Raw genomic sequence first — 20,981 nt, 5'->3', positions numbered from 1 at the left:
GGACCAATCCTAAATTTATCAATTTGGGTTGTTATCAAAACGTTACGACATCTTTGTGTTATCTTTAATTACGGCCCTGATGATTGTCGGGGCATCTCTGTGATTAAGGAGGAGCTTATGTCGTTAACCCTACGCGAAGCCAGTAAGGATACGTTACAGGCAGAAAATAAAACCTGGCATTACTACAGCCTGCCGCTGGCTGCCAGAACGCTTGGGGACATTTCGCGTTTACCCAAGTCATTGAAAGTTTTACTGGAAAATCTATTGCGCTGGCAGGACGGTGACTCTGTCACCCTCGATGATATCCAGGCGCTGGCAGGGTGGCTGGAAAATGCCCATGCCGACAGAGAAATCGCCTACCGCCCGGCCAGGGTGCTGATGCAGGACTTTACCGGTGTTCCTGCCGTCGTTGATTTAGCCGCGATGCGCGAGGCCGTTAAGCGTCTCGGCGGAGATACGGCAAAAGTGAATCCGCTTTCCCCTGTTGACCTCGTCATTGACCACTCCGTAACCGTTGACCGCTTTGGTGATGATGACGCCTTTGGCGAGAACGTGCGTCTGGAGATGGAGCGCAACCACGAGCGCTACGTATTCCTGAAGTGGGGGCAGCAGGCGTTCAGCCGGTTTAGCGTGGTCCCGCCGGGTACCGGTATTTGTCACCAGGTTAACCTTGAATATCTGGGTAAAGCCGTCTGGAGTGAATTGCAGGATAAAGAGTGGGTCGCCTATCCGGACACGCTGGTGGGCACGGACTCCCATACCACCATGATCAACGGTCTGGGCGTGCTGGGCTGGGGCGTCGGGGGTATCGAAGCGGAAGCGGCCATGCTCGGCCAGCCGGTGTCCATGCTTATCCCTGACGTGGTGGGCTTCAAGCTCACCGGAAAGCTGTCTGAAGGCATTACCGCCACCGATCTGGTGCTCACCGTCACCCAGATGCTGCGTAAGCATGGTGTGGTGGGCAAGTTTGTAGAATTCTACGGGGATGGTCTGGATTCGCTGCCGCTGGCCGACCGTGCCACCATTGCCAATATGGCGCCGGAATACGGTGCCACCTGCGGCTTTTTCCCCATCGATGACGTCACGCTGGAGTACATGCGCCTTAGTGGGCGCAGCGAAGAGCAGGTCGCGCTGGTGGAGGCCTATACCAAAGCGCAGGGCATGTGGCGAAACCCGGGCGATGAACCGGTCTTCACCAGCACGCTTGAACTCGATATGGGAAGCGTTGAGGCAAGCCTCGCCGGGCCGAAACGTCCGCAGGATCGGGTCGCGCTGAGTGACGTGCCAAAGGCCTTTGCCGCCAGCAATGCCCTGGAAGTGAACGTGGCGCAGAAAGACCATCGTCCGGTCGACTATGTTCTGAACGGACATCAGTATCAGCTCCCTGATGGCGCGGTTGTTATTGCGGCCATTACCTCCTGCACCAACACCTCGAACCCCAGCGTCTTAATGGCGGCCGGTCTGCTGGCTAAAAAGGCGGTAGAGCTTGGGCTAAAACCTCAGCCATGGGTCAAAGCCTCGCTGGCACCGGGTTCCAAAGTGGTATCGGATTACCTGGCGCAGGCCAAACTGACGCCGTACCTTGACGAACTGGGCTTTAACCTCGTGGGCTACGGCTGTACGACCTGTATTGGTAACTCCGGCCCGCTGCCTGAACCGATTGAAACGGCGATCAAGCAGGGTGACCTGACGGTAGGCGCGGTCTTGTCCGGTAACCGAAACTTTGAAGGGCGTATTCACCCGCTGGTGAAAACCAACTGGCTTGCCTCGCCGCCGCTGGTCGTGGCGTATGCCCTTGCAGGGAACATGAATATCAACCTGGCGACCGATCCAATTGGTCACGATCGCAAAAACGATCCTGTCTACCTGAAAGATATCTGGCCATCTTCGCGTGAAATCGCGCTGGCCGTTGAAAAGGTCTCAACCGAGATGTTCCGCAAAGAGTATGCGGAGGTCTTTGAAGGCACGCCGGAGTGGAAAACCATCAACGTCGTGGGCTCAGATACATACGACTGGCAGGATGACTCAACCTATATTCGTCTGTCGCCTTTCTTTGACGAGATGCTGGCCGAGCCGGCACCGCTTAAGGATATCCACGGCGCGCGCATACTGGCGATGCTGGGGGATTCCGTCACGACCGACCATATCTCTCCGGCGGGGAGTATCAAAGCCGATAGCCCGGCAGGCCGTTATCTGCAGAGCCGGGGCGTCGAACGCCGCGATTTTAACTCCTACGGCTCGCGTCGCGGCAACCACGAGATCATGATGCGCGGGACCTTTGCCAACATACGCATTCGTAACGAAATGGTACCGGGCGTGGAAGGGGGCATGACGCGCCATCTGCCGGGGACGGAAGTGGTTTCGATTTATGATGCGGCGGTCAAATATCAACAGGAAGGTACGCCGCTGGCGGTGATCGCCGGGAAAGAGTACGGTTCCGGCTCCAGCCGCGACTGGGCGGCGAAAGGTCCGCGTCTGCTTGGCGTTCGCGTGGTTATCGCCGAATCGTTCGAACGTATTCACCGCTCGAATCTGATTGGTATGGGGATCCTGCCGCTCGAGTTTCCGCAGGGCGTGACGCGTAAAACGCTGGGACTGACCGGGGAAGAGCAGATTGAGATTAGCGGTCTGCAAAATCTGCAGCCGGGGAAAACGGTGCCGGTGAAGTTAACGCGGGCAGACGGGAAAATCGAGGTGCTGGATTGCCGGTGCCGTATTGATACGGCAACCGAGCTGACCTATTACCAGAACGACGGCATTTTACATTATGTGATTCGTAAGATGCTGGACTGATGAAACGAGCCCGGCACTCGTGCCGGGCTTTTTAGCATCACTCTTTCAGCAGATGGCCCATTTTGGCGGCTTTGGTATCAAGGTAGTGGGCGTTCTTCGGGTTACGGCCGACAATCAGCGGTACGCGCTCGACGATGTTGATCCCCGCTTCGGTCAGGATCTCCACTTTTTTCGGGTTATTGGTCAGCAGGCGAACTTCGTCCACGCCCAGCAGCTTGAACATATCGGCGCACAGAGTGAAGTCGCGTTCGTCAGCGGCAAAGCCAAGCTGATGGTTTGCTTCAACCGTATCGTAGCCCTGATCCTGAAGCGCGTAGGCGCGGATTTTATTCAGGAGACCAATATTACGACCTTCCTGACGGTGATAAAGCAGCACACCGCGGCCTTCTTCTGCAATATGAGACAGGGCGGCTTCCAGCTGGAAACCACAATCACAGCGCAGGCTGAACAGCGCGTCGCCGGTAAGACACTCTGAATGGACGCGGGACAGAACCGGCGTCTGCCCTGAAATGTCACCATAAACCAGCGCGACATGATCCTGTCCGGTTGCCAGTTCTTCAAAACCCACCATCAGGAAATCGCCCCATGGGGTTGGCAGTTTGGCTTCTGCCACACGTTTAAGCTGCATGTGATTCTCCAGAGTAGGCTGACACGTTTCGTGCCTTTGCCCTGTTTTGCTTTCTGTATCAGTTCATTTTGCCACAAGCTCAGCAGGTTCGCCTAATGGGCACCATGCTATATGAACGTTAAACGCACGATCCGACATATCCACCAGGATGATTAATTTCAGTTATGATTGTGACGCTTAGCGAAAAAGGAGAAGACATGCTTTCAATCGCCAGACGTACGGCAGCAGGTGCGGCCATTTTACTGATTATGCCTCTGGCCGTATGGCTTTCAGGCTGGATGTGGCAGCCCGGGCAGAACGCCACGTGGCTGAAAACGTTATACTGGATAACGGAAACGGTCACCCAGCCGTGGGGGATTATTACCCACGTACTCCTCTGCGTCTGGTTTCTGTGGTGCCTGCGCTTTCGTCTGCGCGCGGCGCTGATGCTCTTTGCGATCCTCGGGGGCGCTATCCTTGTCGGTCAGGGCGTGAAGTCCTGGGTTAAAGATCGCGTTCAGGAGCCGCGTCCTTTTGTCGTCTGGCTGGAAAAAACGCATCATGTTCCGGTAGATGAGTTCTACAATTTAAAGCGTAAAGATCGCGGCGCGCTGGTGAAAGAACAGCTTGCGGAACAGCAGGATATCCCGAAATTCTTGCGTAAACACTGGCAGAAAGAGACCGGGTTCGCGTTTCCTTCCGGTCACACCATGTTTGCGGCCAGCTGGGCGTTGCTGGGAGTTGGGCTGCTTTGGCCAAGGCGTCGAACGATCACTATCCTGATTTTACTGATCTGGGCGACCGGGGTTATGGGAAGCCGCCTGCTGCTGGGGATGCACTGGCCGCGCGACCTGGTCGTCGCCACGCTCATCTCATGGCTGCTGATTATGATGGCGACCTGGCTCACTGAACGATTCTGCGGCCCGCTAACGCCACCGCCTGAAGAGAAAGAAGAAATAGCCGAAAGGGACCAGACAGACGCCTGACGGTTGATATTCCGTATTTTGCCCATAGATCCATGACCTGCGCGTCACTTTTTCCGTTTCGCGCTCGTCGCTAAAATGGTAGTTTATAAGGCTGATTGCGGTGAATTGAACACACTTTATTCGCTTGAACCACATAACGGGAAGTAATGTGAAATATTTACTCATTTTCTTACTGGTATTGGCGATTTTTGTCATTTCAGTCACGTTGGGTGCACAAAACGATCAGCAGGTGACGTTTAACTATCTGCTGGCTCAGGGTGAGTATCGCGTCTCGAGCCTGCTGGCGGTCTTATTTGCTGCCGGCTTTGCCATTGGCTGGCTGGTTTGCGGTCTGTTCTGGCTGAAAGTCCGTGTTTCTCTTGCGCGCGCTGAACGTAAAATTAAGCGACTCGAAAATAACATTGCCCCTGCGTCTGACATCCCGGAAAGCTCTGGTGTGCCGGTCGTGAAGGAATAATCGACTATGCTGGAGTTGTTGTTTCTGCTTTTGCCTGTAGCCGCAGCCTATGGCTGGTATATGGGCCGCAGAAGTGCGCAACAAACAAAACAGGATGAGGCCAACCGGCTCTCCCGCGACTACGTTGCGGGGGTGAACTTCCTCCTGAGCAATCAGCAGGACAAAGCGGTAGACCTGTTCCTCGATATGCTGAAAGAGGATACGGGGACGGTTGAAGCGCATCTCACCCTGGGCAACCTGTTCCGCTCGCGCGGCGAGGTCGATCGCGCCATTCGTATTCACCAGACCCTGATGGAAAGCGCCTCGCTGACCTACGATCAACGTCTCCTTGCGGTGCAACAGCTGGGGCGGGATTACATGGCCGCGGGGTTGTACGATCGCGCTGAAGATATGTTCGCGCAGCTGGTGGATGAAACAGATTTCCGCATCGGCGCGCTGCAGCAGCTCCTGCAGATTTATCAGGCCACCAGCGACTGGCAGAAAGCCATTGATACCGCTGAACGTCTGGTGAAGCTGGGTAAAGATAAGCAGCGCGTTGAGATCGCCCATTTCTACTGTGAGCTTGCTCTTCAGCAGATGGGCAACGACGACATGGATAAAGCCATGGCGCTGCTGAAGAAAGGCGCCGCGGCGGACCGCAACAGCGCGCGAATATCCATCATGATGGGGCGCGTCTTTATGGCGAATGGCGACTACGCAAAAGCCGTTGAAAGCCTGCTGCGGGTTATCGACCAGGACAAAGAACTGGTCAGTGAAACGCTGGAAATGCTGCAAACCTGCTATCAACAGCTCGACAAGCAGGAAGAGTGGGTAGCTTTCCTGCGTCGCTGCGTGGAAGAAAATACCGGCGCCACCGCTGAACTGATGCTCTCAGACGTCGTTGAGCAGTATGAGGGAAGCGACACCGCGCAGGTTTATATTACGCGTCAGCTGCAGCGTCATCCGACCATGCGGGTGTTCCACAAGCTGATGGATTACCACCTGAACGACGCAGAAGAAGGGCGCGCCAAAGAGAGCCTGATGGTGCTGCGCGACATGGTTGGCGAACAGGTGCGCAGCAAGCCGCGCTATCGCTGCCAGAAGTGTGGTTTTACCGCGTATACGCTCTACTGGCACTGTCCTTCCTGCCGCGCCTGGTCCACCATCAAGCCAATCCGCGGCCTGGACGGGCAGTAATTTTTTAAAACGCCTCATTTTAGTTACAACATACTGATGGTTTTTCCCCAGTCCTGAACTCCGTGCGATTTGCCGGCCTGGCAGGCGCGTAAATGGATCCTGTCAATTTGCGGCGTCGGCAGGTAGAATGCTGGCCGTTTATCTGTTCCGCGCCGCTGCGCGCCCATAGACGAAAAGGGCTGGTCATGACGTCTGTTACATCCTCCACTTCCCGCGTAATTACGGATTCTCCTGTTGTTGTTGCGCTTGATTACAATAAGCGTGACGCTGCACTGGCGTTTGTCGACGGCATCGACCCTCGCGACTGCCGTTTGAAAGTTGGCAAAGAGATGTTCACGCTGTTTGGACCGCAAATCGTTCGCGATCTGCAGCAGCGCGGCTTTGACGTTTTCCTCGACCTGAAATTCCACGATATCCCGAATACCACGGCGCACGCGGTTGCCGCAGCCGCAGAGCTGGGCGTATGGATGGTCAACGTCCACGCATCGGGTGGGGCAAGAATGATGACGGCCGCCCGTGAGGCGCTCCTGCCGTTCGGTAAAGATGCACCGTTGCTGATTGCGGTCACGGTGCTGACCAGTATGGACGAAAACGATCTTCGCGACCTGGGCGTGACGTTGTCACCCGCCGAGCATGCCGAACGTCTCGCGCGTCTGACGCAGCATTGCGGCCTGGATGGCGTCGTCTGCTCCGCGCAGGAAGCGGTACGTTTCAAATCAGCTTTGGGCCAGGATTTTAAACTGGTCACGCCGGGGATCCGCCCTGCAGGCAGCGACGTGGGCGATCAGCGCCGCATTATGACGCCTGAGCAGGCGCTGGCTGCTGGCGTTGACTACATGGTCATCGGGCGTCCGGTGACGCAGTCTGCAAACCCGGCTGAGACGCTTAAGGCTATCAACGCATCGCTGAAAAAGGGGGCCTAATGACCGATTCCAACAGCCGTCTGGTCTATTCAACCGATAGCGGGCGTATAGACGAGCCGAAAGCGAAAGTGGAACGTCCAAAGGGGGACGGCATCGTTCGGATCCAGCGCCAGACCAGTGGACGAAAAGGGAAAGGGGTTTGCCTAATCTCCGGCATTGACCTGGATGATGCTGAACTGGCAAAGCTGGCGGCCGAGTTGAAAAAAAAATGTGGCTGCGGCGGCGCCGTGAAAGACGGCATTATTGAAATCCAGGGAGATAAGCGCGATTTAATAAAATCTCTGCTGGAAGCCAAAGGGATGAAAGTCAAACTGGCAGGCGGTTAAAATAAATGAGCCACGGCAAATGCCGTGGCTCGTGTTATATACGTGCGTATGTCAGACCTGAAATGCGTTCAAATATCGCAATACCGGGGAAGGCTTAGATAATAATTATTTGCCAACCTGGTGACCGATAATACCACCGACAGCAGCGCCACCTAATGTACCCAGCGTACTACCATCCGTTAATACTGCACCACCGAGAGCACCGGCACCGGCACCAATAGCGGTGTTACGGTCACGTTTAGACCAGTTAGAGCACGCGCTCAGGGACATTGCTACAGTGATTGCCAGAACAGCGGCGGCTAATTTTTTGCTGGTTAAGGTCATAATACTTTCTCCTGAATTATCGATTCACGGAAAGATGTACACGTTAAGTATAGACGAATCGAATACTTAATTCTGTTCTCCGTGAAAGCTGGTCGCGCAGGCGTTACGTAATCACGCAGGTGATAGTCACTTCCTGTTATATCGCTAACATTAATTTTACGACTTTAATGCAGGTTAAACAGGTAAAAACTCTTAAAGAAGTACCAGGAATCATCTCAGAGAAAGAAGGGCGTATGCGCCCGAAATTCGGGCGCGGAGGGAACTCAGGCGGTCGTTTTAATAATATTGACGATCAGCCCGTCATCTTCCAGTTTATTACGGTGCGCATCGCTCAACCGTTCATCGGTAATCACGCGGCTAAAGCGTGAAACCGGGCCCATCGTATAAGGGTGAACAGCGCCAAATTTAGAGCTGTCGGTCAGCACAATGGCTTCACACTCTTTTTCCAGCACGGCATTCACCACGTCGGAGCGCATCATATCCCGGCCGGTAAAACCTGTCTCCGGCTGCCAGCCGTCAATCCCGATAAAGGCCTTGCTGAAATGAACCTGCTGAACATACTGACGGGTCAGCGGGCCTACCATGCTTTCACTTTTTTTCTGGTAAATACCGCCGAGCAGAATCACCTCACAGCGCGTCTCTTTGAGCAAGTGCGCGATATAGTTGCTGACGGTGATGATGGTAACGTCTTTTTGATCGGCAAGCGTGCGCGCCAGAAGGGCATTGCTGCTGCCGTTTTCAATAAAGACGGTCTCGCCGTTGTTCACCAGGGACGCGGCAAATTCCGCCAGTTCACGTTTGAGCGCGTAGTTATTCATCATGCGCGTCTCCACGTCATCGCTGTCCAGCGGGACAGCATATCCGTGCGCGCGACGCAGGTAGCTCTGTTTTTCCAGCAGATTAAGATCCTGACGGATGGTGACTTCAGAAACGCCAGTGGTTTTAGCGAGATCGACTACGCTTACGCGTCCCTGATCGATGACCATCTGCAAAATGAGTTGTTGTCGGGAATTCATAGCATCCATTTAATAAAGCGAAACGAGGTCGGAGACGGTGGGGTTAAACTTCCCACGGCGCTTTTGGCTGTCCGTTTTCAGGCGCGTTGTCAGCACCATTCTGAGCAAGAAGTTCAGACTTCAGGATCTCGAGATTACGGATAGCAGAGTGATAATCGCCCGCCACCAGGATATCCAGCACGGTATCAATTCGTTGTGCTACAGCTTGTGCGTCAATAGTCGACATAATCTCACCCCAGGCGCGAAAAGTTAATATTTTCAATGATGCAGAAAATAGGATCAAAAGAGAAGGGAAAAAATGCAATAACTAAATTACATAAACGTAAGTGATAAATTTATTCCCCCTCATGCAGCAGGCTTAATGAGTGGATTAGTCTAAAACTGCGCGCAAGGCGCTTTTTTATAAGAGGAATTAGACTATGACAGTTATCAATCAGCCTACCTGCACACTGTTTACCGATACTGAACGGTTCACGCAGCTGTCAGGGTATTACGAGGCGGAGCGTCACACGGTCTGGATGATGCTGCGGGCTCAGCCACGTCCTTGCTTTAACCATGCGTTAATAGAGGAGATCATGAACTTTTCATGGCTGGTTCGCCAGTCTGGTTTTGCGGTTGATTTTTGGGTAACCGGTTCGCTGGTTCCCGAGATGTACAATGCCGGCGGGGATTTACAGTTCTTCGTCGAGTGCATTCAGAACGGACGTCGGGAAGCGTTACGGGCGTACGCTCGCGCCTGCGTTGATTGCGTCCATGCGGCTTCACGGGGGTTTGATTCGGGAGCCATCTCTCTGGCGATGGTCGAAGGCAGTGCGTTAGGAGGCGGGTTTGAGGCCGCTCTGGCGCACCATTTCGTCCTGGCTCAGCGCGATGCCCGTTTAGGTTTCCCGGAGATTGCCTTCAACCTGTTTCCGGGTATGGGAGGATATTCCCTGGTTGCACGCCGTGCAGGCATGAAGCTGGCGGAAGAACTTATCTACAAAGGAGAATCCCATACGGCTGAATGGTACGAACAGCACGGGCTGGTGGATGGCCTGTTTGAACCCGGACAAAGCTATGTCTCCATGCGAACCTTCATCGATACGCTGCGGCCAAAACTGAATGGCGTAAGGGCGATGCTGCGCGCCCGTACGCGCGTTCTGCAATTGCCCCGCAGTGAACTGATGGACATCACGGAAGACTGGGTTGATGCCGCTTTCTGCCTGGAGCCGAAAGATATCGCCTACATGGAGCGACTGGTCACGCTGCAAAACCGCCATCACGCGGCGGGCCTGCGTAAAGCCAGTTAACGTTGATTTCGCGCTTGATATCGTTTTAGCCATCGCTCGAATGCGGCAGCGGGCATCGGCTTAGCAAACAGAAAGCCCTGCCGTTCGTTGACGCCGTTCTTGGTCAGAAAGGCGTCTTCTTTTGCATTTTCCACACCCTCGGCAATCACCTGCAGATTTAACGCCTGCGCCACCGCGACGATAGCGCGCACCAGCGACTGGGAAATAGACTGCTTATGAATATCCCTGACGAAAGATTGATCGAGCTTAATGGCGTCGATAGGGAAGCGGGCCAGCTGAGAAAGGGAAGAGTAGCCGGTGCCAAAATCATCCAGATGAATTTGCGCCCCGAGTCGGCTGAACTGCTGGATCACGGACAGCGCTAGCTCTTCATTCTCGATAAGACAGCTTTCGGTCAACTCGACGTCGACCGGGCAGTATTCAAAATTCAGATCCTTCAGCGCCTGCTTTAAGTCGCTGAAGATGGTCTGGTCGGCCAGCTGGCGTGCAGAGACGTTCACCGCCACGCGCAGGTTTATTCCCTTATCGCGCCATTTCGCCACCTGGCGAACCACGTCGAGCATCACCCAGCGGCCCAGCGGCACAATCAACCCCGACTCCTCGGCATAAGAGATAAACTCCAGCGGCGGGATCAGGCCGCGTTCTGGCGATTGCCAGCGGACCAGCGCTTCAAGGCTTCTGACTTCTCCGCGCCAGGTTATTTTCGGCTGATAGTGGATCAGAAGCTGATCGTTATCCAGGGCCTTACGCAGGTTGGTATCCAGCCAGAGATACTCAAACACGCGCTGGTTCATCTCGGGTGAAAAGACGCAGAACTTGCCCCGGCCGTTCTCTTTGGCAGTGTACATGGCGGTATCGGCGTTGCGAATAACGCTTTCCCGGTCGTTCCCGTGCTGCGGGGCGAGGGCGATACCGAGAGAGCAGCCGGTATAAATCTCAATCAGGCCGATTCGAAACGGCTGGCGCAGACGGGTTAAAATGCGCGACGCCATCGCCTCCAGAGAGCCCTGAGAGGTATTGGTGGCCATGACGATAAACTCATCGCCGCCAAGACGTGCCAGCACCTGTTCTTCATCCAGACAGCTCAAAATGGCGAGGGCGACAGCCTGCAACAGCTGATCGCCAAACATATGCCCGTAAGCGTCGTTGACCTTTTTAAAGTTATCCAGATCGAGATACACCACGCCCACCTGCGTGTCGCCGCGGTTGTCGATAGCGTCAGAAATCAGATCGTGGATCGCATTGCGGTTTGGCAGGCCGGTGATGGTATCGGTATTGGCCAGCACGCGCAGCCGCTCCTGAGCGCGGCGCTCCTCGGTAATATCGGTCCCGGAACAGATAAGGAAAATTTCATTTTTACCGCTGCCGCTGTGCACGAATTTATTTCTGAACAGAAACAGACGCTGCCCTTTACGCGTTTTGATCCAGCGTTCGACTTCGTAGGAGCTGCCGTTGCGAAAAAAACCGGTAATATTGCGCTTTGAGGCCGCCGCTTCGCTGCGGCTCATAAACAGCTTAAATACGTTCTGACCAATGACTTCTTGCTCTTTCAGGCCGGTGTACTCTTCGCTAAGCCGGTTAAAACGCTGAATATTGCCGTGCTGATCGAGGATAACAATGACGGAGTTGGCCTCAGAGACAACCTGCTCCGCGAAAGAGAGCCCCTGAGCCAGATCGCGCGCCACGGAGGGCGTATCGTTCCAGGCGGAAGCGGTGCCTGCCCACTCGTTGCGGGTAATTTTACGGCCCACAAGATGAACCGGGACATCTTCCCCGTACAGGGAGAGCGACATGGAAATGCTGGAGGTAATAACGGTTAAATGACGGATGAGATCGGCCTGTTCATCATCCAGCGCCACGACCTGAGTGACATCGGCATTTTCGCTGGTGGAAAGGTGCAGAGCGTTGCTGTCAGCTGACAGGCGCCACCACGGGCTGTGAGTTCCCATGTAGCGAAACAGCAAGTTCTGCTCCAGATCGTCCATCATGTTTTCTCCCGCAGCTGTTCATTAGCGCACAAATTATTCATTTGCTGTCGACTTTTCCGTTGAGAAACAGCGGCAAAACCGAAGTGAACCTGTTGTTTTTCCCTGCTTTCTTATAATAAAACGAGTCAGGTTAAAAAGGATACCGAGCGTATAGAAATTCACGTAACCGAATATAACAACACTCTTTTACTGTAGATAATTATGGCGGTTTTGGGCGAAGGGATACTGAAAATAGTAAGGAAAAATAATGATTTTGTGGCGGGGATAAAAAGAAAAATTGTCGGCCCTTCCGGAAAGGAAACGGCCGACAATTGAACCGGTTATCAGGCGACAGGGCGCGCGATAATACTGCGGGTTTCCATGCGAACTTCGGAGATAGTAACGTCAATCACGTCGGTGACTTTGTAAACTGTTTCACCTTTAATTTGCACGGTACCGTTTTCCTGGCTACAGACCATTTCGTCACGAACCGCATGCAGGAACGGCGCAGGAATAAACGCGACAGCACCGTTATCGACCAGACGGACGCGCATGCCCCCGCGGCTGATATCGATGATCTCTGCGGCGAAACGGGTATCCGTACCGGCTTTATCCTGCAGGAAGCGTGCATACAGCCAGTCACCAACGTCACGCTCGGCCATGCGGTTCAGACGGCGACGATCGGCCATCTGCAGCGTGGTGTCCTCCTGAGGACGAGCAATGGTTTCACCTTTGATAATCGCTTTCAGCAGGCGGTGGTTAACCATATCGCCATACTTACGGATCGGCGATGTCCAGGTGGCGTAAGCTTCGAGGCCAAGGCCAAAGTGCGGGCCAGGCTCGGTGCTGATTTCAGCGAAGGACTGGAAGCGACGAATGCGGCTGTCCAGGAAGCCCGACGGCTGCGCGTCCAGTTCGCGGCGAAGCTTGCAGAAGCCCGGCAGCGTCAGCACTTCTTCCGGATCAACGTGCACATCGTGATTTTTCAGCAGGGCCGCCAGCGCTTCGGTATTCGCCGGATCAAAACCAGTGTGGACGTTGTAAATACCAAAGCCCAGCCTGTCGCGCAGCACGCGTGCGGCACAGATGTTGGCGGAAATCATCGCCTCTTCAACGATGCGGTTCGCAATGCGTCGCGGTTCGGCCACGATGTCCAGCACTTCGCCTTTCTCGCCCAGAACAAAGCGATAATCCGGGCGGTCTTTGAACACCAGCGCGTGGGTTTTACGCCACTCGCCGCGGTTCAGGCAGATGCGATGGAGCAGACGGATTTGCGCGGCAATGGCGTCTGATTCAGGTTTCCAGCTACCGGTATTTTCAAGCCAGTCGGAGACGTTATCGTAGGCCAGCTTGGCTTTCGATTCGATGGTAGCGGCAAAGAACTCGATATCGTCTTCAATCGCGCCATCTGCGGCGATAGTCATGCGGCAGGCAAGGACCGGGCGCACTTCATTTGGACGCAGCGAGCAGAGATCGTCTGACAATTCGCGCGGCAGCATCGGAATATTGAAGCCCGGCAGGTAGTTGGTGAACGCACGGATTTTCGCCGCGTCATCCAGCTTGCTGCCTTCGGCAATCCAGGCGGTTGGATCGGCAATGGCGACGGTCAGATGCAGTTTGCCATCGGCGCTCTCTTCAGCGTACAGCGCGTCATCCATATCTTCCGTGCTGGCGCTGTCGATGGTGACAAACTCCAGCGCGGTGAGATCGCGGCGCGTCAAACCTTCGTCCTGCATCTCGGTCGCTACGCCGTTCGGCGCTTCTTTTTCAAGATTGTGGCGTGCCAGCGTGACCCACCATGGTACGAAATGGTCGGCGCCAAAGGTGATGAACTGGGTCAGCTCAGCATAAAAACCGCGATCGCCTTTCAGAGGATGACGGCGCATTTCTGCTACGGCCCAGTCACCTTCTTTAAAATCATGCTCAACGCCACGGGCGGCGCGGCAGGGAATAGCATCTTTCAGCAGGGGATGATCCGGCACGATAGCAAGACGATCGTCTTTTCTCTGCACCTTGCCCACAAAGCGGGTCAGGAACGGTTCGATCAGTTCTTCCGGCTCGGCAGACTCGCGGTCCTTCTCGGTATGAATGACGGCCATGACGCGATCGCCATGCATCACTTTCTTCATCTGCGGAGGCGGAATGAAGTAGCTTTTCTGCGCGTCAACCTCAAGGAAGCCAAAGCCCTTTTCCGTGGCTTTTACGACCCCTTCTGCACGCGGCGTCTGGGAATGCAGTTGCTGTTTAAGCTGCGCTAGCAGCGGGTTGTCCTGAAACATAATGTTCTATTTTCGTAGCCATTGAGCGGCTGACAGTTTTACGCGATTCTCACTGTCTCAGCAAGCGCTCTTTGGGTAATTAGTATGGTTATTCCTCTTTACCAAACGCGACTTTCAGACGATTGAGCCAGCCATCAAACGCGCTGCAGGTAAGCAGCGTGATGGCATGTTCGCCGGGGAGTCCCTGATCCGTGAGCGGGGTAAACTGCGCGGCGCTGAAGCGGTCCGGAGAGCGCGTCAGCAGTTCGACCGCCGCCGAAAGTGCGGGAGACGTCAGCGGGATCGCTTCGCGGGTGTTTAACAGGATTTCTCCGGTCAGGTCGAGCAGCGAAGGCTCATGGCAAAGGACCGGCGTCAGCGCCTCCAGCGCGGGTTCTGCCTGCCAGCGGGACAGCGACTCAAGCTGATGCGTACTCGCATAGCGCAGCTCGACGACGGGCAACAGCGGCACCCAGGCGGCGTGGCTCGCGGGCAGCGTGTGCGGCTGAATATGATGGCCTGGCAACCAGCGAACGGGGTGTCCTAACAGGGCCTGAAAAACCGCGACCACGCGCGCCTGAAAACCGATAAAGCCGATAATCTGGTTAATCACCACAATGTCATATATTGACAGGCCAACCTCATCAAGCTGGTTTTGCGCTTTATCATCAATCACATCAGGAGAGCTGGCGAGCTGGCGGGCATACTGCGTAATTTGCGCCAGACGTCGGTTGCTTTCGCGCGAGGAGTCGGGGCCGGGAAGCGGGGCGAGGAGGGCGGCGTAATGGTTACAAAGCCGCTGAACGCCACAGGCCTGTGCGACCGTTAGCGCGGTGCTGAGCCGATCGTAGGCGCTGAGCGTATGCAGGCGGTTCACGGGAATCGAGAGCGGAAACAGCTGGTGGCACAAGGCTCTGGCAGGGGTAAGCCAGCCAGAACAGGCGGCGACAATCTCATCAGGCAGGGCTAAATCGAGCAAAAAACGATCGTCGACGTTAGCGGCTTCGGGCACCAGAGGCAGAACATCCGTCTGCGCGTGGTTCGACTGGGTCTCGTGATACCAGTGGCCTTTGCCGGAAAAACGGCGTTGTTCCATGTGCGTTCCTTGATCTCAAAATGGCGATCAATATCCTGGCGTAAGGCAGATAAAGGGAAAAATATTGTTAGGTGATAACAAATAGCAGAACGGAATAACGAAGGGGCGGTTGGGGGGGGAAACTCTCTTCCCGTGCGGGAAGAGAGTCACAGCTTATTTAATTTCCAGCTCGTTCATTGCAGCGATGTTGAAGCCGCCGTCAACGTGAACCACTTCACCGGAGATACCAGCGGAAAGGTCAGAGCACAGGAATGCTGCAGAGTTACCCACATCTTCAATGGTAACGGTACGACGAATCGGGGTAACCGCTTCGCAGTGTGCCAGCATTTTACGAAAATCTTTAATACCGGAAGCTGCCAGGGTGCGGATAGGACCTGCAGAGATGGCGTTAACGCGCACGCCTTCAGGACCCATTGCGTTCGCCATGTAGCGTACGTTGGCTTCCAGAGAGGCTTTCGCCAGGCCCATAACGTTGTAGTTAGGGATAGCACGCTCAGCGCCCAGGTAGGACAGGGTCAGCAGGGCTGCGCCCGGGTTCAGCATCGCGCGGCAGGATTTCGCCATCGCAACGAAGCTGTAGGAGCTGATGTCGTGAGCGATTTTGAAGCCATCACGGGTAACCGCGTTCACGTAGTCGCCGTCCAGCTGGTCGCCAGGAGCGAAGCCAATGGAGTGAACGAAACCGTCGAATTTCGGCCATGCTTTTGCCAGTTCAGCAAACATGCCGTCGATGCTTTCGTCTTGTGCAACGTCACATTCCAGAACAATGCTGGAACCCAGCTGCGCGGCAAACTCTTCAACACGGCCTTTCAGCTTGTCGTTCTGGTAGGTGAACGCCAGCTCAGCGCCTTCGCGATGCATTGCCTGCGCGATGCCGTATGCGATGGACAGTTTGCTGGCAACGCCAGTCACCAGAATGCGCTTACCGGAAAGAAAACCCATAGCTTTAATCCTTATATTCATTGCTAATTTTGCCTTGTAATTCATAGCGTTACAGGCAGTATTTCAAAATCATTCGAAATTAGCTCGAAATTATAGCCCACTCACAGCCCCTTGTGTCACGATATTTCTCGCTGTTCTCCGAAGACGCCTGCCCCGAAGAATGCGCCGCGGACTCGCGGGGGCTCAAAATTTCAGCATTCGTCCAGTATATCACCCGGCAACAGGTTCACCTCATCCAACCAGCGAGGAAGCGCGATCCCGCGAGGGTATTCACGCTTTCCTGAGGTTGTCGATGAAGCGCGCGATGACGATAAAGAAAACCGGTACGAAGAAAATGGCGAGAAGCGTACCGCTAATCATGCCGCCAAATACGCCGGTACCGATGGCATGCTGCGTACTGTCGCTCGCACCATTGGCCAGCATCAACGGAACAACCCCTAAGGTGAAGGCTAACGACGTCATCAAAATAGGGCGCAGGCGCTGGCCGGCGGCATGAATGGTTGCCGCCAGCAGGGGCTGCCCCTGGCGATGGAGCTGCCTCGCAAATTCAACAATCAGAATGGCGTTCTTGGCCGACAGGCCAATAAGCGTAATCAGGCCGACCTTGAAGAAAACGTCATTCATCATGCCGGCAACGGACACCGCGATCACCGCGCCGATAAGACCCAGCGGAACGACCAGCATGACCGCAAACGGAATAGACCAGCTCTCATACAGGGCGGCCAGCACCATAAACACGACCAGTATCGACAGGACGATAAGGCCCGGAAGCTGAGATTCCGATTTTCTCTCCTGCAATGAACTGCCTGCCCACTCGCCAGCCATGCCCTGAGGTAAATCTCTGGACAAACTCTCCATAACCTTCATTGCGGTGCCGCTGGACTCTCCCGGCGCCGCATTTCCGGTAATGCGAATAGCCGAATATCCCTGATAACGCGTCAACTGCTGGGGCGCAACGTGCCAGGAAAGCGTGGCAAATGTCGATACCGGCACCATCTGTCCCATCCGGTTTTTCACTGATAATGTCAGTATCTGCTCAGGCTGCATTCGGTAGGGCGCATCGGCCTGAATAATCACCTGCTGAACGCGGCCGTTGTTCGTATAGTCGTTGACGTAATTTGAGCCCAGGGTGACGGAGAGCGTCTGGTTGATTTCATCAAACGAGACGCCCATCGCTTCCGCCTTTTCTCTGTCCACCTGGAGCGCAAGGCTTGTTCCTTCCGGCAGACCGTCTATATACACGTCACTCAGTTCAGGGCGCTGGTTGGCCTGCAGGACTAGCGCGTCGGCAGCGCGCTTTAACGCCTCGTAGCCCAGTCCCGCTCTGTCCTGCACGTACCAGGTGAAGCCCGACGAGGTGCCCATATCCGAAATGGCCGGCGGGAGCAGGCTCATCGTGACGGCATCAGAGACGTTTGCCATGCTGGCCTGTATCCGGTCGGCTTCCCCCTGGGCCGTCGAGCCCTGCCGATTTTTCCAGTCCTTCAGCGTGGTGAAGGCCATAGCCGAGTTAGGTCCTGAACCTGAAAATCCAAACCCCAGGATCATAATGTTGCTTTCAATATCCGGCCGGGCCGCAATTTCCTCTTCAAATTTTTTAACCACGTTGAGGGTACGCTGCATCGTGGCATCAGAAGGCAGCTGGATTGAGGACATAAAGTAGCCCTGATCTTCGTCCGGCAGAAAGGACGACGGTAACGAAGACAATCCCAAAAACAGCGCAGCACAAAGCGCAGCGTACAGGAGCAGCATACGCCCGGTTCGCTTCAGAACGGCACCCAGCCCGGCTTCGTAACTGGCGGTGAGCGAACGAAAGCGCGCGTTAAACCCGACCGCGAACCTTCCGCCTCTCTTTCCTGGCTTATGCGGCTTGAGTAGCGTTGCGCACAGGGCAGGCGTCAGCGTCAGGGCAAGAAACGCGGACAGCAGTATGGAGACCGCCATGGAAATACAAAATTGTCGGTAGATAATCCCGACGGATCCTTCCGCAAACCCCATGGGGATAAAGACGGCGGTCAGCACCAGCGTGATGCCAATAATCGCCGGGGTGATTTCCTGCATGGCTTGCCGCGTGGCGTCACGCGGAGACAGGCTTTTTTCCTCCATCAGTCGTTCAACGTTCTCCACGACCACAATGGCATCATCAACGATAATCCCTATTGCCAGCACCATGCCGAACATCGTCAGAATATTGATGGAGTAGCCGCTCAATAGCATCACCGTGAAGGTGCCAAGAAGCGCGACGGGAGCAACAATCGCCGGGATAAGCGTACAGCGTATCTTGTGCAGAAACAGCAGCATAACCAGGAAGACGAGGACCATCGCTTCCACAAATGTCTGAACAACCTTCATGATAGAAAGTTTCACGAACGGCGCGGTGTCGAAGGGGATCGTAAACGCCATTCCTTCGGGTAACACCCGGGAAAGTTCGTCGATGCGCGCCCGTACGCCGGAAGCCGTGCTCATCGCATTCGCGCCAGGCGAGAGCTGGATTGCTGCCGCCGTTGCGGGCACGCCATTTTCACGGATACCAAAGGCGTAGCTTTGCAGGCCAGATTCAATCCGCGCAATGTCGGACAGTTTCAGGCGGGCACCGGATGCGTCAGATTTCAGGGTGATATTCCTGAACGCCTCTACCGAGGAGAGCTGTCCCTTCACGGTGATGGGATACGTCACCCCTTGTCCTGCAGAGGCTGGCTCATCTCCTGTTTTGCCGGGCGAAACCAGGGCATTTTGCTGGCCAACGGCGGTAAGAACATCGCTTACCGAAAGCCCGTAGCCGTGGAGCTTCATGGGATCCAACCAGATGCGCAGCGCTTTTTCGCCGCCAAACAGCTGAACTTTCCCTACGCCGGGCACGCGACGAAGCTCGTCACTGACGTTTCTGGCAAAATAGTCGCTTAAATCGGCTTCCTCAAATTGACCCGTCGCCGACTTCAGCCCCACCATCATTAAAAAGCCAGAGTTAGCGGCCTCGACGTTGATGCCGTTTTGCCTTACCGCCTGAGGCAGACGAGGCTCGACGATCTTAATCTGATTCTGCAGATCCATCTGCGCCAGCTTGATGTCCGTGCCCGGTTTAAAGGCGACGGTAATCGATGCCGAACCGGTTGTGTCACTGGATGATTCAAAGTAGAGCAAATTATCTACGCCGGAGATTTCGCGCTCGATTAACGATACCACCGACGTGTTCATGATATCGGGGCTGGCCCCCGGGTAACTGACGGAAATAATGATTCCAGGCGGCGCCACCGCCGGATACTGCGCAACCGGCAAACGGGGAATAGACAGGAGCCCTGCCAGGACGATAAAAAGCGCTACAACCCAGGCGAAAACGGGGCGTTCAATAAAAAAATGCGGCATTAAATTAACGTCCGGTTACGTGAATTTCATCATCAGTGGATACGCGCTTGCCGATATCCCTGAGCTGCGAAAATTTCTCAAGAAGCTGCGGCGCGTCATCGAGGCTCGTCGCGAACATCCACATGTAGGTCATCACCGAGTAAATATGTCCGGCGGTGATGCCGGTTGAGCGCGTCATCCAGACGATGGTCAGCGTAAAAAGCGCGGCAACAAGCACGCCGACCCACAAATAACCCCACGCCTCGCGGTCAGATAATGCGATACGCAAACGCGCCAGCGTGGAGTAATGGCGGTGAAGGGTAGCCGTGCCCGCCTTATGAACATAATCCACTTCTTTTTCCAGTCGATTATTCAGGCGCATGAACAGCCATTCATTTTTACGGGCATATCCTGAGACAAATCCGAGCAGGATAAATACAATCGCAAAGCACATGACGCCGGCCCAAAATTCAATAAACAGCAACATGATTGCGGCACCAAAAAGTGAGCTCAGCGAGGTAATAAGCAGGGGAAGGTGCATTTCAAAGAAATCCACATATTCGCGCGAGAGCGTTACCCTGGCGGCGATCGCCGAATGGTTAAGCTGATATTTGCGCTGTGCCAGGACGACGGAAACCGCGAGTCCGGCATAAATGCGTGCAAACGTGCGCGTGTCTACGCTTCGTCTGGCCGCACCGATGAACCACATGCAAAGCACCATCAGGCCATACAGCGCGGCGTTAAGCGTTTCACCGGCGAGGATGGCATTTATCGCGATGCCAGCCAGAACGGGATAAAGTAAAAACGTCACGTTTTCGGCCACCACCAGGAAAAAAGTGACAACCAGTTTTTTCCGGTGCCGTATCGCGAGTTTTTTTAGCGAGTGCATCACTCCGGCAGGTTCAGAAGAACGAAGATTATTACGGTTCATCATTATGGATAAGTTTTATCAGATTCTTAGGTGAGTTATTTTTGTGCAAAATAGCGTGAGGGAGAGTCTACCGCGCGCCTGTTTAGCGGAAATGGGCGGTTTGTGGAGGCTATGTGGAGCAACGGCTCAAATCATTCTCATAATAAGGTACAGCGGGGCTCCACCAAAAAAAATGATCAAATAACATTCGTAGTAAAAGATCAGATCCTCGATGTCGGGCATCGCGTTTAACAGCACGGTGAACGTAATAATGAGATAAACAAAAATCACCAACAGCCAGAAGGCGACGACGAGTAGCTCAGTCAACGCGCCGGCTTTATTCTGGATTATCAGAGAGACAACCGACAATGCGATGCAGCCATAGATAATGGGTGAAGAGAGCAGCGTTGAGGCGACTTTTTCATCCATTTTGTGTACCAGCATCAGCCAGATATAAAGTAATCCCCAGGACAGCAGCAGGAACAGGGAATATAAGCCCAGTTTTTTAGGAGAGAAATATTTAGAAAGTTCCATGTTCATTATTTCAGCCAACTTCATAAAATCTTTAA

Annotated in this window: 18 protein-coding genes; 7 read left to right on the top strand and 11 right to left on the bottom strand. The window is 54.5% G+C overall.

The window, feature by feature from the left end; all coding sequences use genetic code 11:
- The first annotated feature begins 117 nt into the window (after positions 1 to 117).
- Positions 118 to 2,793, top strand: coding sequence for an aconitate hydratase AcnA (gene acnA, locus EnteroDNA1_RS04325; protein ID WP_069302925.1), 2,676 nt, complete (start codon positions 118 to 120; stop codon positions 2,791 to 2,793).
- Between the two features lie 37 nt (positions 2,794 to 2,830).
- Here acnA and ribA read toward each other — a convergent pair whose 3' ends face one another.
- On the bottom strand, positions 2,831 to 3,421 hold the full coding sequence (ribA, locus tag EnteroDNA1_RS04320; protein ID WP_008501210.1) for a GTP cyclohydrolase II: 591 nt from the start codon (positions 3,419 to 3,421) through the stop codon (positions 2,831 to 2,833).
- Between the two features lie 197 nt (positions 3,422 to 3,618).
- Here ribA and pgpB point away from each other — a divergent pair, with 197 nt between their 5' ends.
- From pgpB to yciH, 5 genes are all read left to right on the top strand, one after another.
- The gene (pgpB, locus tag EnteroDNA1_RS04315) at positions 3,619 to 4,386 is read left to right on the top strand and encodes a phosphatidylglycerophosphatase B (RefSeq protein ID WP_069303911.1); all 768 of its coding nucleotides are present in this window, start codon (positions 3,619 to 3,621) and stop codon (positions 4,384 to 4,386) included.
- 148 nt (positions 4,387 to 4,534) lie between these two features.
- A complete protein-coding gene (locus tag EnteroDNA1_RS04310) occupies positions 4,535 to 4,843 on the top strand; it encodes a LapA family protein (RefSeq protein ID WP_023312067.1) in 309 nt (102 codons plus the stop codon).
- Between the two features lie 6 nt (positions 4,844 to 4,849).
- Positions 4,850 to 6,019, top strand: a complete 1,170-nt coding sequence (lapB, locus tag EnteroDNA1_RS04305) for a lipopolysaccharide assembly protein LapB (RefSeq protein WP_023335944.1) — start codon at positions 4,850 to 4,852, stop codon at positions 6,017 to 6,019.
- Between the two features lie 185 nt (positions 6,020 to 6,204).
- Complete coding sequence (gene pyrF / locus EnteroDNA1_RS04300) at positions 6,205 to 6,942, top strand: orotidine-5'-phosphate decarboxylase (RefSeq protein WP_029740523.1); 738 nt, start codon at positions 6,205 to 6,207, stop codon at positions 6,940 to 6,942.
- Entirely contained in the window at positions 6,942 to 7,268 is a 327-nt protein-coding gene (gene yciH / locus EnteroDNA1_RS04295; RefSeq protein ID WP_023312064.1) for a stress response translation initiation inhibitor YciH, read from the top strand. The genes pyrF and yciH overlap by 1 nt, the downstream gene beginning before the upstream one ends.
- A 105-nt stretch (positions 7,269 to 7,373) precedes the next feature.
- Here the strand turns inward: yciH and osmB are convergent, their stop codons facing one another.
- From osmB to EnteroDNA1_RS04280, 3 genes are all read right to left on the bottom strand, one after another.
- Positions 7,374 to 7,592 (bottom strand): osmotically-inducible lipoprotein OsmB, encoded by a 219-nt coding sequence (osmB, locus tag EnteroDNA1_RS04290; protein ID WP_008501216.1) that lies wholly within the window; start codon positions 7,590 to 7,592, stop codon positions 7,374 to 7,376.
- Positions 7,593 to 7,855: 263 nt separating this feature from the next.
- Positions 7,856 to 8,608: a DNA-binding transcriptional regulator YciT gene (gene yciT / locus EnteroDNA1_RS04285; protein WP_069302924.1), complete on the bottom strand. Its 753-nt coding sequence runs from the start codon at positions 8,606 to 8,608 to the stop codon at positions 7,856 to 7,858.
- A gap of 43 nt (positions 8,609 to 8,651) precedes the next feature.
- A complete protein-coding gene (locus tag EnteroDNA1_RS04280; protein WP_029740522.1) occupies positions 8,652 to 8,834 on the bottom strand; it encodes a YciZ family protein in 183 nt (60 codons plus the stop codon).
- 193 nt (positions 8,835 to 9,027) lie between these two features.
- Here EnteroDNA1_RS04280 and EnteroDNA1_RS04275 point away from each other — a divergent pair, with 193 nt between their 5' ends.
- Positions 9,028 to 9,897: a crotonase/enoyl-CoA hydratase family protein gene (locus EnteroDNA1_RS04275; RefSeq protein ID WP_069302923.1), complete on the top strand. Its 870-nt coding sequence runs from the start codon at positions 9,028 to 9,030 to the stop codon at positions 9,895 to 9,897.
- Here EnteroDNA1_RS04275 and pdeR read toward each other — a convergent pair.
- The 7 genes from pdeR to crrC form a co-directional block, all read right to left on the bottom strand.
- Complete coding sequence (gene pdeR / locus EnteroDNA1_RS04270) at positions 9,894 to 11,885, bottom strand: cyclic di-GMP phosphodiesterase (RefSeq protein WP_029740520.1); 1,992 nt, start codon at positions 11,883 to 11,885, stop codon at positions 9,894 to 9,896. The genes EnteroDNA1_RS04275 and pdeR overlap by 4 nt on opposite strands.
- Before the next feature lie 323 nt (positions 11,886 to 12,208).
- On the bottom strand, positions 12,209 to 14,143 hold the full coding sequence (locus tag EnteroDNA1_RS04265) for an exoribonuclease II (RefSeq protein WP_069302922.1): 1,935 nt from the start codon (positions 14,141 to 14,143) through the stop codon (positions 12,209 to 12,211).
- A gap of 88 nt (positions 14,144 to 14,231) precedes the next feature.
- Positions 14,232 to 15,218, bottom strand: coding sequence for a CMD domain-containing protein (locus EnteroDNA1_RS04260; protein ID WP_069302921.1), 987 nt, complete (start codon positions 15,216 to 15,218; stop codon positions 14,232 to 14,234).
- 153 nt (positions 15,219 to 15,371) lie between these two features.
- The gene (gene fabI, locus EnteroDNA1_RS04255) at positions 15,372 to 16,160 is read right to left on the bottom strand and encodes an enoyl-ACP reductase FabI (protein ID WP_003856831.1); all 789 of its coding nucleotides are present in this window, start codon (positions 16,158 to 16,160) and stop codon (positions 15,372 to 15,374) included.
- 270 nt (positions 16,161 to 16,430) lie between these two features.
- Positions 16,431 to 19,523, bottom strand: coding sequence for a multidrug efflux RND transporter permease subunit (locus EnteroDNA1_RS04250; RefSeq protein ID WP_069302920.1), 3,093 nt, complete (start codon positions 19,521 to 19,523; stop codon positions 16,431 to 16,433).
- Positions 19,524 to 19,527: 4 nt separating this feature from the next.
- Entirely contained in the window at positions 19,528 to 20,436 is a 909-nt protein-coding gene (locus tag EnteroDNA1_RS04245; protein ID WP_063441951.1) for an ABC transporter six-transmembrane domain-containing protein, read from the bottom strand.
- 123 nt (positions 20,437 to 20,559) lie between these two features.
- The gene (crrC, locus tag EnteroDNA1_RS04240; protein WP_069302919.1) at positions 20,560 to 20,946 is read right to left on the bottom strand and encodes a colistin resistant protein CrrC; all 387 of its coding nucleotides are present in this window, start codon (positions 20,944 to 20,946) and stop codon (positions 20,560 to 20,562) included.
- Positions 20,947 to 20,981: the final 35 nt, after the last annotated feature.

This window comes from Enterobacter sp. HK169, assembly GCF_001719105.1.
GTDB classification, from domain to species: domain Bacteria; phylum Pseudomonadota; class Gammaproteobacteria; order Enterobacterales; family Enterobacteriaceae; genus Enterobacter; species Enterobacter asburiae_B.
This window is presented reverse-complemented; position numbering and strand designations above follow the sequence as displayed.

Excerpts from the sequence above, each read along its gene's own strand:
- acnA (WP_069302925.1), top strand. The coding sequence starts at position 118 with ATGTCGTTAACCCTACGCGAAGCCAGTAAGGATACGTTACAGGCAGAA.
- ribA (WP_008501210.1), bottom strand. The coding sequence starts at position 3,421 with ATGCAGCTTAAACGTGTGGCAGAAGCCAAACTGCCAACCCCATGGGGC.
- pgpB (WP_069303911.1), top strand. The coding sequence starts at position 3,619 with ATGCTTTCAATCGCCAGACGTACGGCAGCAGGTGCGGCCATTTTACTG.
- lapB (WP_023335944.1), top strand. The coding sequence starts at position 4,850 with ATGCTGGAGTTGTTGTTTCTGCTTTTGCCTGTAGCCGCAGCCTATGGC.
- pyrF (WP_029740523.1), top strand. The coding sequence starts at position 6,205 with ATGACGTCTGTTACATCCTCCACTTCCCGCGTAATTACGGATTCTCCT.
- yciH (WP_023312064.1), top strand. The coding sequence starts at position 6,942 with ATGACCGATTCCAACAGCCGTCTGGTCTATTCAACCGATAGCGGGCGT.
- osmB (WP_008501216.1), bottom strand. The coding sequence starts at position 7,592 with ATGACCTTAACCAGCAAAAAATTAGCCGCCGCTGTTCTGGCAATCACT.
- yciT (WP_069302924.1), bottom strand. The coding sequence starts at position 8,608 with ATGAATTCCCGACAACAACTCATTTTGCAGATGGTCATCGATCAGGGA.
- EnteroDNA1_RS04280 (WP_029740522.1), bottom strand. The coding sequence starts at position 8,834 with ATGTCGACTATTGACGCACAAGCTGTAGCACAACGAATTGATACCGTG.
- EnteroDNA1_RS04275 (WP_069302923.1), top strand. The coding sequence starts at position 9,028 with ATGACAGTTATCAATCAGCCTACCTGCACACTGTTTACCGATACTGAA.
- pdeR (WP_029740520.1), bottom strand. The coding sequence starts at position 11,885 with ATGATGGACGATCTGGAGCAGAACTTGCTGTTTCGCTACATGGGAACT.
- EnteroDNA1_RS04265 (WP_069302922.1), bottom strand. The coding sequence starts at position 14,143 with ATGTTTCAGGACAACCCGCTGCTAGCGCAGCTTAAACAGCAACTGCAT.
- EnteroDNA1_RS04260 (WP_069302921.1), bottom strand. The coding sequence starts at position 15,218 with ATGGAACAACGCCGTTTTTCCGGCAAAGGCCACTGGTATCACGAGACC.
- fabI (WP_003856831.1), bottom strand. The coding sequence starts at position 16,160 with ATGGGTTTTCTTTCCGGTAAGCGCATTCTGGTGACTGGCGTTGCCAGC.
- EnteroDNA1_RS04250 (WP_069302920.1), bottom strand. The coding sequence starts at position 19,523 with ATGCCGCATTTTTTTATTGAACGCCCCGTTTTCGCCTGGGTTGTAGCG.
- EnteroDNA1_RS04245 (WP_063441951.1), bottom strand. The coding sequence starts at position 20,436 with ATGATGAACCGTAATAATCTTCGTTCTTCTGAACCTGCCGGAGTGATG.
- crrC (WP_069302919.1), bottom strand. The coding sequence starts at position 20,946 with ATGGAACTTTCTAAATATTTCTCTCCTAAAAAACTGGGCTTATATTCC.